The 12,317-nt window shown below is 47.5% G+C and carries 10 protein-coding genes and 1 tRNA gene; 4 read left to right on the top strand and 7 right to left on the bottom strand.

Annotation, left to right across the window (positions count from 1 at the left end):
- Positions 1 to 9: 9 nt before the first annotated feature.
- The 5 genes from BLT32_RS09915 to BLT32_RS09895 form a co-directional block, all read right to left on the bottom strand.
- Positions 10 to 1,395 carry a hypothetical protein gene (locus BLT32_RS09915; protein ID WP_053954178.1) on the bottom strand — a complete coding sequence of 462 codons (1,386 nt, stop codon included), beginning with the start codon at positions 1,393 to 1,395 and terminating at the stop codon, positions 10 to 12.
- Positions 1,392 to 2,519 (bottom strand): hypothetical protein, encoded by a 1,128-nt coding sequence (locus tag BLT32_RS09910; protein ID WP_053954177.1) that lies wholly within the window; start codon positions 2,517 to 2,519, stop codon positions 1,392 to 1,394. Before BLT32_RS09910 ends, BLT32_RS09915 begins: the two co-directional genes overlap by 4 nt.
- Positions 2,516 to 3,415 carry an LPP20 family lipoprotein gene (locus BLT32_RS09905; RefSeq protein WP_161802662.1) on the bottom strand — a complete coding sequence of 300 codons (900 nt, stop codon included), beginning with the start codon at positions 3,413 to 3,415 and terminating at the stop codon, positions 2,516 to 2,518. Before BLT32_RS09905 ends, BLT32_RS09910 begins: the two co-directional genes overlap by 4 nt.
- Positions 3,416 to 3,444: 29 nt before the next feature.
- Entirely contained in the window at positions 3,445 to 4,131 is a 687-nt protein-coding gene (locus tag BLT32_RS09900; RefSeq protein WP_053954175.1) for a hypothetical protein, read from the bottom strand.
- 186 nt (positions 4,132 to 4,317) lie between these two features.
- Positions 4,318 to 4,402 (bottom strand) — tRNA-Leu (locus BLT32_RS09895).
- Positions 4,403 to 4,608: 206 nt separating this feature from the next.
- Between BLT32_RS09895 and BLT32_RS09890 the strand changes: the two genes are divergently transcribed.
- Positions 4,609 to 5,118 (top strand): RDD family protein, encoded by a 510-nt coding sequence (locus BLT32_RS09890; RefSeq protein WP_053954174.1) that lies wholly within the window; start codon positions 4,609 to 4,611, stop codon positions 5,116 to 5,118.
- Positions 5,119 to 5,138: 20 nt separating this feature from the next.
- Here BLT32_RS09890 and lptG read toward each other — a convergent pair whose 3' ends face one another.
- Positions 5,139 to 6,209: an LPS export ABC transporter permease LptG gene (lptG, locus tag BLT32_RS09885; protein WP_053954173.1), complete on the bottom strand. Its 1,071-nt coding sequence runs from the start codon at positions 6,207 to 6,209 to the stop codon at positions 5,139 to 5,141.
- 2 nt (positions 6,210 to 6,211) lie between these two features.
- The gene (lptF, locus tag BLT32_RS09880) at positions 6,212 to 7,318 is read right to left on the bottom strand and encodes an LPS export ABC transporter permease LptF (RefSeq protein WP_053954172.1); all 1,107 of its coding nucleotides are present in this window, start codon (positions 7,316 to 7,318) and stop codon (positions 6,212 to 6,214) included.
- Positions 7,319 to 7,453: 135 nt separating this feature from the next.
- Here lptF and pepA point away from each other — a divergent pair, with 135 nt between their 5' ends.
- Genes pepA through BLT32_RS09865 form a run of 3 tightly spaced genes read left to right on the top strand, consistent with a single transcriptional unit; the run spans position 7,454 to position 12,267 of the window.
- A complete protein-coding gene (gene pepA / locus BLT32_RS09875; RefSeq protein ID WP_053954171.1) occupies positions 7,454 to 8,959 on the top strand; it encodes a leucyl aminopeptidase in 1,506 nt (501 codons plus the stop codon).
- A 1-nt stretch (position 8,960) separates the two neighbouring features.
- Positions 8,961 to 9,410, top strand: coding sequence for a DNA polymerase III subunit chi (locus BLT32_RS09870; RefSeq protein WP_053954170.1), 450 nt, complete (start codon positions 8,961 to 8,963; stop codon positions 9,408 to 9,410).
- Between the two features lie 7 nt (positions 9,411 to 9,417).
- Positions 9,418 to 12,267: a valine--tRNA ligase gene (locus tag BLT32_RS09865; RefSeq protein ID WP_053954169.1), complete on the top strand. Its 2,850-nt coding sequence runs from the start codon at positions 9,418 to 9,420 to the stop codon at positions 12,265 to 12,267.
- Positions 12,268 to 12,317: the final 50 nt, after the last annotated feature.

Raw genomic sequence — 12,317 nt, 5'->3', positions numbered from 1 at the left:
TTATTTTCCTTAATCAAACCGAATAGTAAATTCATTGTTTATTTGAGCTTTGGGCAGGCTTTGTGCTGCTATTGGTCGTACCGACTGATGCAGAGCAGCAACAAGTTCACCGGTTGCTCCGGCATATCGCAAACTGGCTTTGTAATAGTCCCCCTGACTATTCACAACTACGTCTTTCACACCGCCCAGTGTCGACAAAATAGAAGACAGCTTATCGGGCTGAGACAAGTAACGCGTATGTATAAAAATATCGCGAACCATGCCACCTTGTGCGACCACCTGATTAAACGACTTTTTCAGCGTTTTGCGCAGTGACTGCTGCTGTTCGGGAGTAGCGAGGTGCACATCAATAAGGTCGTGTTCGACCTGAGCACTTGTTGGCAAAGACAATAAGCTTGGTTCATTTCGCCAAAGTCCGTATTGCTGTCCCGATAAGTCTTCTACCGTTACATTGAGCTGCAGCCGACTGTTGGCGCCCCTTGCTCGAAGAACCGAGTCAGCTTTAATCACTAAATTAGCGTGAGAGCTATATTCAATACCCTGCTCTGCAAGCCAATCTTTCAGCAGGCTACTCAGTGGTTCCGGTGCTTGAACATTCACTCGCGGCGAACCAATAGCCATCAACACATCATTCGCAGCCTGAGCAATAGGTTGCTTTTCCACCACAGCTTTAATTGTGACTTCAACGCCGTTATTAGGCAGTTCTCGACTGTTGAGCAAAGACCACTCTTTAACGAGTCCTTGCGACCTTGTATGCAATTGTTGAGAAATAACTTCGTTCACCGAAAACTCATCACCGCTCTCGCTCGAAGACTCCTCGGTCGTTGAAAACTGAGTATTTTGCTGAGTCAGCCACATACCAACGACTTGTGAAACCGCACGTTTCAAGGCATCCATTTCAGCTTGAGTACGTGCTGTGCGGCCGTTCTCGTTGTCAGGCCACCCTTCGCCTATAACCGTCACTAACACATTCTCGGCTGCAGCATCCCAGTCACCGCCATCCGATTGACCGTTCGATTTTGGCAAACTGCCTGTTTTTAAACGAACAGTGACACAAGTATCGCTGCCCTGAAGGCGAGGAGCCGAAATATCAACAGGCATTTGCTGAATACTCATACCCTGCTGCTGCATGTCGCTCAACTTACGAGCCCAGGATGACGTCTCCGTGTCGATATCTTCGCTTGAGGTTTGTTGCGCCAGCAACTTAGGGGACGATAAGAATTGCGCAACCTGCGACAAGGCATCCATTTTTGCCGACTCTATCGCGGGCGTTCCGCGCCCATAGGCGCAGGCTTCTGCTTCGATGCCGCGCATTGAGCTCAGAGAAACCTGAGCTAATGCGCTGCATGAAGCTACACTGGCTAGCACACCAAAACTAAGTGCTAGTTTCCTCATGTGCGAGACTCCAGGAATCCGGCCGGGGTACCAACTGAAACAGCGAAAATCTTAGTGCCATTTGACGGGCGGTAGATTCCGTTCGCCGCTGAACGTTCCACTTGTTCAGCCAGGTCGCTATTCTTCCATACCGCTATTTCACCCACTGCACTGTTGCGAGAAGGGTTCACATTGGCCACGCCAATTGGCTCAACAAAGCCAGCTTCGTATTGAAAAATAATCATTGTCTCGTTGGGTAGTACACCGGCGTTCTGACCGCGGTCCAAACTCACCTGATTTCCTTTAATACCAAGAACCTGGGCCGTTGCTGGCATTTCAGAAAGCATACGTGTCAGCAAAATATCAATGCCACGAGACGTCATATCGTTAATCACCGCATTAACGTGCGCAGGGTCGTGGTAACGAAAGCCTGTTTCATAACGGTTATTCACCATGACGTATTTTAGCTCGTTACGCTCACGCACATCTTCCGATTTAACACGAATCTTCCCTAAATTAGGGTAAGACATTAGCTCTCGTGTGAAAGGGTTCAAAACAGCGGTTGTTAGCTCTAATGTGTAGTCCATCCAGCCGGTAATTGAGCCTTCACTTTTTACTGTGCGAAGAGTATCTAATTTGACAATAAAGTCAGGCTTTAGCACTTTCTGGCTGCCAGCTCTTTCTGCTAAGGCCCTGGCTCCCTGCTGCTCCATGAAAGTTTGTTTTTCTGCAGAAATAACATCGTCGTCACGCGTAATGATTCTGAAGCGGTTAATGCCCGCGAACTGATTCTCCAGCATAAATAGCAACTGCTTATCATCATACTCACGCAGAGCCTCTACGCCTTGACCTTCACCGCCCACATCGGTACCCGCAAAATACATACGAACGGTTGGTTTCTTAAGTGGACAGGCATCAGACTCAGTCGCTGGGTTAAACGTGCAGTTCTGCAGGCCTTGAGTATCGAAATACGCCGGTACTTTAATGTCTTCGCTATCAAAGTTATAAGCGCTACGTGCAACACTGGCATTTGACGCTCGGTTTGATACTTTCGCGGTTTGTGTTTGATCAGCTTGACGAGTCTGACAAGCACTTAGAGATAAAACAGCCAATGCTGTGATAGTGAGTTTCGTCACTAACTTCATAGTTCACTTCCTTTTTCAAAAAGCCAGTTTTGTATAGGGGTATCTAAAATAGCTCGCATTTGCTCCAGGGCATGGTTACGAGCTTGCTGGGTAGATGTTCCATTACCGACAACAGTAATATGCTCTTGCCGAAATACCCTAAAAGGTGAATGTGGTTGCGTTAATTCAACCATTAAGTCCAGTTTATGCTGGTGATTATTTTCTGATTGTCTTGTTCTGTGAGCAGGCTTCAGCTGCAACCATAAAACGGTTTCTGTCGCAGACGGTATTTGCTGATTAATAATTCCAACAAGGCTTTGCAAAGAGCTGTCAGCAATAACGCGAACACCATAGCGTTGCCATACCTTTGCAACAGCACTTAAATTCTCACGAAGTTTATTTTTAAGCGTGCCATTGGTAGCGCCTAAACCGGCCAAAGCTCTTTCAATCCTTAACCCGTAGGCATTCGCCTCCCGGTACTTTAATGCCCAAAGCACCTTATCAACAGCAGGTGACTGAGCAGGAAAACTAAGCGTCGCTATCGGTGTAAGCTCATCCTCAAGAAAGCGAATCAGTTGCCTTTTACTGATAGTTGCCTGTACGTAGGTTACGCCTGATTTTTTATCAACAAACTGCTCACTGACGTTAACTTTATTTACATCGATTGAGAGTGTGTTACTGACAACTGACTGTTTAAAGTATTGGGATGTTCCTGCTTGTGTTTTTTCAAGAATAGAAACGTTTTCAGCAGACATCGACTGACTAACCTGAGCAATAATTTCTGCTATTGCTGCGCGTTTTGCTTCAGAACTCGACGGACCGCTGCCAACAGCTGTCAGTTGCTCACTGGTATTTTCTGATTTGAAAATCCAGTCCGGCAGCTCTTGCGCGGTGATAGAAAAACTGAAGGTGGCCATAATTATGACCACCCAATAACGAATAGGCATTACCCTTTAGCTTCTAACTCGTCTTGAAGCGCATTAATGGCTTCAATGGTTTCTTGCTCTAGCGTAATAATTTCGTTGGCATCCGATGCTAAATCGATTTGATCTTTTGCGCGTAGAATAGCCAAGCCAAGGTTATTATCGGCGTTCTGTTCGTTACCGCTCATCCACCCTGACACCATACCTAAACTGCCAGCTTTAGCGACAGTGGTAGAGTGCTCACTTAAAATGATAGCTGCTTGCGCTAATTGCACGGTGATGTCAGTCGCTAATTTAGTATTTTGCTCAGATACACCTTCGATTGCTGAATTGTAGGCTGCGAGCTTTGGACCAATTTTGTCATCTTCAGTCTCTGCTTTTTCGTCAAATGCAATAATCGCCGCTCTCAGCTCTTCTTCAGATTTCCCTTGATGAGCCGTCAAAAATGCTTGTACATCAACGTAGTTTTCCGTCTGAGTACGATACTCACCCATCACGTTGTATTGGCGCTCCAGGATAGAAGCACAGATATTTAAGAATTCATCGACACCCGGCTGAATTTCAACACGGTTAAACCCGAGCTCTTCCATTTGCACAGAAAGATCAGCGACGGCCTGGTTTCTGTCTAAAGTCGCGGCGTTTTCATTTGAAGTAGACATACACGCACTCAGTACAACAGCGGCTAGTGGTGCAACGATCCATTTTTTCATAATACTTTCCCTCAGAGGCCTTGAGCCAAATCAACATTTTTATTACATAGGCTTAGTTAAGCCATAATGGTAAATGTAAAGAAAGCGTTAAGCAGGATCAATCAGTTTTTAAATTTTTTTTAAACAGGATCGCGAAATCGACTCTCAAATGGCTGAAAGCGAGTAAGGGTAATAAGAGGTTTATTATGGTGGCGCTGGACGGACTTGAACCGTCACTCCCGAAGGAACCTGATTTTGAATCAGGCGTGTCTACCAATTCCACCACAGCGCCATTTCTTGCGAGGTGAAGTTACCAAGGAAGGTAACGGGTCGGGATTATACCCGCGATACTTAGCTAATCAAGCGAAAATTATCGAAAAGTGGTTTTCACCGCACTGACTGATGATTCATTAACCATATTGCTTGTAATCGGGAGTTAATGTCAGCCGGTATCCTCCGTGTTAATATAACGCCATCGATAACAGAGAACTCTCTACAATGACATTAAACGCTCAAGAATTACACGCCAGTTTTCCAAGCGCTGGTTTCCTCCGTCGCTTAGCCGCCTGGGTATACGATTTTTTAGTGGCTGTCGCTATTATCATGCTCTCCTCAGCGCTGGCGTTAGGCTTTGCGGCAACCTTAACTGCTCTGAATTGGGTCGAGCTCAGTGAAGAAATGGATCATGCCGGATGGCTTGCCCAGGGGCCCTGGTACAGCATCTACTTAATCAGTGTATTAACTCTCTTCTTTGGCTGGTTCTGGAAGCGCTCGGGTCAAACCATTGGTATGAGAGCCTGGCGTCTAAAGTTACAAAATCGTGATGGCAGTCGCTTAACATTAAAGCAAACCATTATTCGACTGCTGACTTGCTGTGCGGGGCTTGGGAACCTATGGGTTTTAGTTGACTTTAAAAATCGCCGAGCCTGGCATGACTATGCAGCAGGTACTGAAGTTGTGACCTTATCGAAAGAAGCTAATCAGCTATTTTACTGGAACGAGCTTTAGGGCTCGCTCCAGTGCCTTTATTACCCTGCTTTCTTCTGCATAAAGTACACAGCAAGAGCCGCAAATACAATACTGGGTAGTAACGCGCCAAGGAAAGCGGGAACTTGATACACCTGCGCTAAGGGTCCGAATATCTCATTACTGACATGAAAGCCGAAACCGGTAATGACTCCCATCAAAATACGAGCCCCCATAGTTGTTGAGCGAAGCGGTCCAAAAATAAAGGACAATGCAACCAATAACATAACCGCAACCGTTACTGGAGCAAGCAGCTTACGCCATAAAGCGAGCTCATAGCGCTTGGCAGATTGCTGATTAAGCTCCAGGTAATTCAGGTAATCCAACAAACCAGAAACCGACAAAGATTCAGGCTTAATAGTTACGACGCCTAACTTATCCGGCGTTAACGTCGACTGCCACTGCACACTGTTTTTTCGAGTTGAGCTGACACGACTTGCGCTCAATTCTGTAATAACAACATCCTGCATACGCCATGCGCCGTTAGTAAACAGCGCAGTTTGGGCGTAGGTTGCTTTTTGAAGTTCACGGTTCTCATCAAAGTCATAAATAATAACGTTATTAAGGCGCCCGGTGTCTTCCACTTCGCCAATATGGATAAAGTCAGAACCGTCCTTTGCCCAAACACCCTGCTGAGCCGAAATTAAGCTACCACCAGAAATTTCCTGTGAGCGAATTGCACGACCTTTGGACTCCATAGGTGGGGCAACCCATTCACCAATCGCCATTACGGCAACCATCATAATAATGGCGACTTTCATAACAGCGGCGATAATATTCAGTCGCGAACGGCCGGCAGCAAGCATAACAACGAGCTCAGAGTTGCTCGCCAGCATACCGACACCAATCAAGCCGCCAAGTAGCGCCGCCATAGGGAAAAATAATTCCACGTCACGCGGTAAGCTGTAAAAAACAAATAACGCCGCATCCAGGGTATCGTAGTTTCCCCGGCCAACGGCCTTTAACTGTTCAACAAAACGAATCAGCGAAGACAATCCGGTCAGTACCGCCAAACTCATTAATGAGGTTTTTAGTACCGTCAGGCCAATGTATTTATCCAGAATACTTAACATCGTTAACCCCGCTTATTCCGGACACTAAAACGTGACAAGAGCTTCAAGCCCAACGGCCTACCTTTACCGATTAAAATAAAGCCGAATATCAGCAAAATAAAATGGATCCACCAAAGGCCTATTACCGACGGTATCACGCCATCTCGCACTGCGGCCTTAGCGGCCATTAACACCAGAAAGTAACCAAGGTAGATCAAGAAAGCCGGAGCCATTCGCGCAAACTTGCCCTGCCTTGGATTTACGCGACTAAGCGGCACCGCAATTAACGTTAATAACGGCATTGCCAAAGGAATAGCAATACGCCATTGAAACTCTGCTACAGCCGCATTCCCCGGAGTTTCTAATAACTCCAGCGTAGAGTAATTTTCCAGTTTTCGTGCCTGACCGTCGGCTTCCTGCTCTTTTATTTGTAGGCGATAATTATCGAAGGTCATCGTCTGATAGCTACTTTGGTCACCGGCATAGCGGTTTCCCTCTCCCAGTTCCAGCCACTGAGAACCGCTGTCTTCGCTAATAACACGTCCAGTCTTCGCCATAACGACACTGCCCGCACGTAGCTCATTGCCTTCGTGACTATGTTGCGCAACAAAAACTTCTTGCAACTCGCCTTCTTCATTCACGTCTTGAACAAAGATAACCGCCTTTTGGTTACTGGCTTGCTGGAAGCGCCCCGGCATTAACGCCGTCAAGCCGCTATCCGAACGAGCTTTTTCTTCAACTTGCTGCTCTTGCTCAAGCGCCCAGGGCACCGCCCATAAAGTCAGCGCCCCAGTCACTAATGCCAATACCAGCGACAAGACCAGAGTCACCCTAGTAACATACCACTCGCTGACACCACAGGCGTGCAAAATAGTCATTTCGTTGTCAGCGTAGATACGTCCATGGGCCAGCAAAATGCCTAAAAATAAACTCAAAGGAAGAATTAAAGCCAGCAGTGCCGGTAAATTCAGCGACAACAATTGAAAAATAACACTGCCGGGAATATCTCCCTCAGAGGCATCGGACAACACACGTACAAATTTCTGACTGACAAAAATAGCCATCAGAATAAAGAGCACAGCAAGCTGCGACTTTAGTGTTTCACTGATTAAATACCGAAATATGCGCACTAATGTTCACTCATGTAACTTAGGTTTTTACTGGAATAGCTGCGATTTTTAAGTAAACTTGTTATTTTAACAACAAAATGTCTTAAGAGCTAAACTATAGCAGGCATTAAAGCCACCTGAAACAGGAGCACTGTCATGGAGTTCAGCGTCAAAAGTGGTAATCCGGAAAAACAACGTTCTGCGTGTATTGTCGTAGGTGTCTTTGAACCCCGCCGATTATCTGGTGTGGCTGAACAGCTGGACAAAGTCAGTGATGGCTATTTAAGCAATTTATTGCGCCGTGGTGATTTAGAAGGTAAGTCTGGACAAGTTCTTTTATTGCATCATGTTCCAAACATTTTAGCTGAACGGGTATTACTGGTTGGTTGCGGTAAAGAGCGTGAACTTGACGAGCGACAGTACCGCCAAATTATTGCGCGTACTATTAACACGTTAAATGAAACCGGCTCGATGGAAGCGGTATGCTTTCTAAGCGAGCTACACGTAAAGGGTCGTGATACCTACTGGAAAGTTAGACAGGCCGTTGAAGCCGCCCGGGCAGCTTTATATAACTTTAACGAGCTCAAAAGCAAGAAGGAAGAGCCCCGCCGCCCGCTTCGCAAGTTAATCTTCAACGTTCCGAGCCGCAAAGAACTTACTTTGGGTGAACAAGCGGTTCAACATGGGCTAGCAGTATCAGCGGGCATGGATGTATGCCGAAATGTGGCAAATATGCCACCGAACATTTGTACACCTCGTTACCTGGCCGAGCAGGCCGAAAAAATGGCAGAGGGCTACGATAACCTGAGCGTCACGACGGTTGAAGAAGCCGAGATGGAAAAGCTCGGTATGAATGCTTATTTAGCCGTTGGTCGAGGTTCTGAGCATGAGTCAGTGCTGACTCTAATGCATTATAAAGGTGCGCCTGATGACCAAGCGCCCATTGTTCTTGTTGGTAAAGGCCTGACATTCGATTCCGGTGGTATTTCAATTAAGCCGTCCGCCAACATGGACGAAATGAAATACGATATGGGCGGTGCAGCCGGCGTACTGGGTGCTATGCAAGCGTTGGCCGAACTACAACTGCCTGTAAATGTTATTGGTGCAGTCGCTGGTTGTGAAAACATGCCGGACGGCAAGGCCTATCGCCCCGGCGACATTCTCACAACCATGAGCGGACAAACCGTAGAAGTCCTCAATACTGACGCGGAAGGCCGCCTGGTACTGTGCGATACACTAACTTACGTTGAACGTTTTGAGCCAGACTCTGTTATCGACTTGGCAACACTGACAGGCGCCTGCGTTATCGCTCTGGGCAGTCACGCTTCTGCGGTGCTCAGTCAGCACAACCCACTGGCACACGAAGTGTTAAACGCAGCCCAGCAAAGCGGCGATAAAGCCTGGCGTATGCCGTTATGGGACGAGTACCAATCGATGTTGGACAGTCCTTTTGCGGACATGGCGAACATAGGCGGCCGCGAAGCGGGCACTATCACTGCGGCTTGCTTCCTGTCGCGCTTCACCAAAAAGTACAACTGGGCTCACATGGATATCGCCGGCACAGCTTGGCAAGGTGGTAAAGAAAAAGGTTCAACGGGACGCCCGGTGCCTTTATTGACTCAGTTCTTAATTAACCGTTGCTCGAGCGAGGCTACCGAATAATATGCCCTCAGCTACGTTTTTTCTGATGCCGGAAGCATCAGAGGATGAGCAAAATGCGTTAATTTGCGATAAGATCGCTGAACTGTACAGAAAACATAAGCGATTGCGTGTCTGGGCTCAAAGTCAAGCCCAGGCAGAAGCTCTGGATGAACTGCTATGGCAGCGTCCTGCTGATGCTTTCATTCCGCACAACTTAGTCGGCGAAGGCGCCTCTACCGGTGCTCCGGTTGAAATTGGTTGGCCACAAACGGAGCCAGGCTCAAGTAGACCGGGTTATGCGCTATTCAATTTAGCCAATGAAGTACCCGTACAGGCGCAACAAAGTCAGCAACTGTACGACATTGTGCCAGTGTCAGATGACGGCAAAGCAGTTGCCAGAGAACGTTACAAACATTACCGGGCTCGCGGTTGCCAAATGCACACCGTACCCCTGATATCCGAACAGAAGTAAGGTCATTATGGATAAAACATATTCCCCTGCAGATATAGAGCAAAACCTTTACCAACAATGGGAAGAAAAAGGGTACTTCAAGCCTAGCGGCCAAGGTGACTCTTACTCCATTATGATCCCGCCGCCCAATGTGACCGGCAGTCTGCATATGGGCCATGCGTTTCAACACACCATCATGGATACGCTTATTCGTTATCAGCGTATGGATGGTAAAAATACCTTGTGGCAGGTCGGCTCAGACCATGCGGGCATTGCTACACAAATGGTGGTGGAGCGCCAACTGGCGGCCCAAAATCAAACACGGCAAGAGCTAGGTCGAGAAGCCTTCATTGATAAAATTTGGGAATGGAAACATCAGTCCGGCGGTACTATTACTCAGCAAATGCGTCGTTTAGGCGATTCTGTAGACTGGGATCGCGAGCGTTTTACCATGGACGAAGGCCTGTCCGACGCCGTTCGCGAAGTGTTTGTGAAGCTACATGAAGAAAACTTAATTTATCGCGGCAAACGACTGGTCAACTGGGATCCGGCATTGCAAACCGCCATTTCAGACCTGGAAGTCGAAAACAAAGAACAACAGGGCTCTATTTGGTACTTACGCTACCCACTTGCTGACGGTGAGAAAACCGAAGACGGCAAAGACCATTTAGTTGTTGCGACGACGCGACCAGAAACCATGCTGGGTGATGTCTGCGTGGCTGTTCACCCAGACGATGAGCGCTTTGGACGTTTAGTCGGCAAGCACATTAATCTGCCTATCGTAAACCGTCGTATTCCTATCGTCGCCGACCATCATGTTGATAGCGAATTTGGTACCGGCTGCGTAAAAGTGACGCCAGCTCACGACTTTAACGATTACGAAATTGGCAAGCGCCACCAAACCGGCATGATATCAATTTTCGATGACACTGCTCACGTTATGGAAAAAGCCGGGTTATACACCAGCACTGGCGAAGCACTGAGTGAACTTGACGGATTTGACGGAACATTACCGAGCCAATACGCAGGCAAAGAGCGTTTTGAAGCCCGCAGACAACTGATTGCTGAATTTGACGAGCTGGGGTTATTGGAAAAGATTGAAAAACATACCAACAAAGTCCCTTATGGTGACCGTGGCGGTGTGCCTATTGAGCCTCACCTGACTGACCAATGGTATGTTCGTGTTGAGCCGTTGGCGAAACAGGCGACCGAAGCGGTAGAAGACGGCCGCATCGAGTTCGTTCCCAAGCAATATGAGAATATGTACTTCAGCTGGATGCGCGACATTCAGGACTGGTGTATATCCCGTCAACTTTGGTGGGGACATCGCATACCGGCTTGGTATGACGAAAGCGGCAATGTTTATGTCGGCCGTACCGAAGAAGAAGTTCGTGAAAAATATAACTTAGGTGACACTGCCCTTCAGCAGGACGAGGATGTTTTAGACACCTGGTTCTCGTCAGCACTTTGGACATTCTCTACGCTGGGCTGGCCGAAGAACACCGATGACTTAAAAACTTTCCACCCTACCGATGTGTTGGTGACTGGTTTTGACATTATTTTCTTCTGGGTTGCCCGCATGATAATGATGACCATGCACTTCATGAAAGACGATGAGGGTAAACCTCAAGTGCCTTTCAAAAAGGTGTATGTCACGGGTCTTATTCGCGACGAGGAAGGCCAGAAAATGTCTAAGTCCAAGGGGAATGTGTTGGATCCTCTGGACATGATTGACGGCATAAGCGCTGACGAATTAGTCGCCAAGCGTACCGCTAATATGATGCAGCCGAAAATGCGCGAAAAAATTGAAAAGCGTACTCGCGCAGAATTCCCGGAAGGCATTACAGCCCATGGTACCGACGCACTGCGCTTTACGCTAACGGCGTTGGCTTCAACCGGCCGTGATATCAACTGGGACATGAAACGCCTGGAAGGCTATCGTAACTTCTGTAACAAGCTATGGAATGCCAGCCGCTTCGTGCTTATGAACACAGAAGAACACGATTGCGGTCAAAGCGGCGGTGAAATGACGTTATCACTGGCTGACGAATGGATTATCGCGCGCTTTAACAGTACGGTGAAAGAGTTCCGTCAGGCGCTGGAGAGCTACCGTTTTGACCAGGCCGCAGCCATTGCTTATGAGTTCACCTGGAACCAATTCTGCGACTGGTACTTAGAGCTCACCAAACCAGTTCTGCAGAATGGTACAGAGGTTCAGCAGCGCGGTACCCGCCATACTTTGGTCAGCATTTTGGAACAGCTTCTGCGTTTGCTTCATCCAATTATGCCATACATCACTGAAACCATTTGGCAAAGGGTCAAGCCGCTAGCGAGCGTTGAAGGCGATACTATTATGCTGCAACCGTTCCCGCAGGTACAAAGCTCGGTTAATGAGCAAGCCATGCTGGATATGGAATGGTTAAAGCGTGTTATTCTGGCTATCCGTAATATTCGTGGTGAAATGGACTTATCGCCAAATAAACCATTGTCGTTATTGTTGTCGAACGCCGACGCTATGGCGAAGGGACGTATAGAGAATAACGAAAGCTTCCTGAGCAGTCTGGCCAAGCTTGAATTTATTGAGTTTATTGATAGCGATGATGAAGCACCTGCCAGCATGACGGCCTTGGTCGATAGCTTGAAGTTGCACATTCCAATGGCCGGCTTAATTGACAAGGACGCTGAGCTACAGCGCTTGCAGAAGGCTATTGAAAAGGCTGAGAAAGAATGGCAGCGCCTTAACGGTAAACTCAGCAACGAAAACTTCGTTAATAAAGCGCCTGAAGCTGTTATAGCAAAAGAACGTGAAAAGCTTGCTGAAGCTGAGGCAACGCTAAGCCAGCTGAAAGAGCAGCAGGAAAAAATTAGCGCACTTTAACACGTTGACGATAATCAAACGCCCGGCTATTAAGCTGGGCGTTTTTGTAT

Origin of the sequence: Idiomarina zobellii, from assembly GCF_900100855.1 — a bacterium.
GTDB classification, from domain to species: Bacteria; Pseudomonadota; Gammaproteobacteria; order Enterobacterales; family Alteromonadaceae; genus Idiomarina; species Idiomarina zobellii.
The sequence above is the reverse complement of the archived record's forward strand: the minus strand, read 5'-3'. Positions and strand labels throughout refer to the sequence as shown.

Bases quoted from the DNA above. Each gene is read 5' to 3' on its own strand.
- BLT32_RS09915 (WP_053954178.1), bottom strand. From the start codon at position 1,395: ATGAGGAAACTAGCACTTAGTTTTGGTGTGCTAGCCAGTGTAGCTTCA.
- BLT32_RS09910 (WP_053954177.1), bottom strand. From the start codon at position 2,519: ATGAAGTTAGTGACGAAACTCACTATCACAGCATTGGCTGTTTTATCT.
- BLT32_RS09905 (WP_161802662.1), bottom strand. From the start codon at position 3,415: ATGGCCACCTTCAGTTTTTCTATCACCGCGCAAGAGCTGCCGGACTGG.
- BLT32_RS09900 (WP_053954175.1), bottom strand. From the start codon at position 4,131: ATGAAAAAATGGATCGTTGCACCACTAGCCGCTGTTGTACTGAGTGCG.
- BLT32_RS09890 (WP_053954174.1), top strand. From the start codon at position 4,609: ATGACATTAAACGCTCAAGAATTACACGCCAGTTTTCCAAGCGCTGGT.
- lptG (WP_053954173.1), bottom strand. From the start codon at position 6,209: ATGTTAAGTATTCTGGATAAATACATTGGCCTGACGGTACTAAAAACC.
- pepA (WP_053954171.1), top strand. From the start codon at position 7,454: ATGGAGTTCAGCGTCAAAAGTGGTAATCCGGAAAAACAACGTTCTGCG.
- BLT32_RS09870 (WP_053954170.1), top strand. From the start codon at position 8,961: ATGCCCTCAGCTACGTTTTTTCTGATGCCGGAAGCATCAGAGGATGAG.
- BLT32_RS09865 (WP_053954169.1), top strand. From the start codon at position 9,418: ATGGATAAAACATATTCCCCTGCAGATATAGAGCAAAACCTTTACCAA.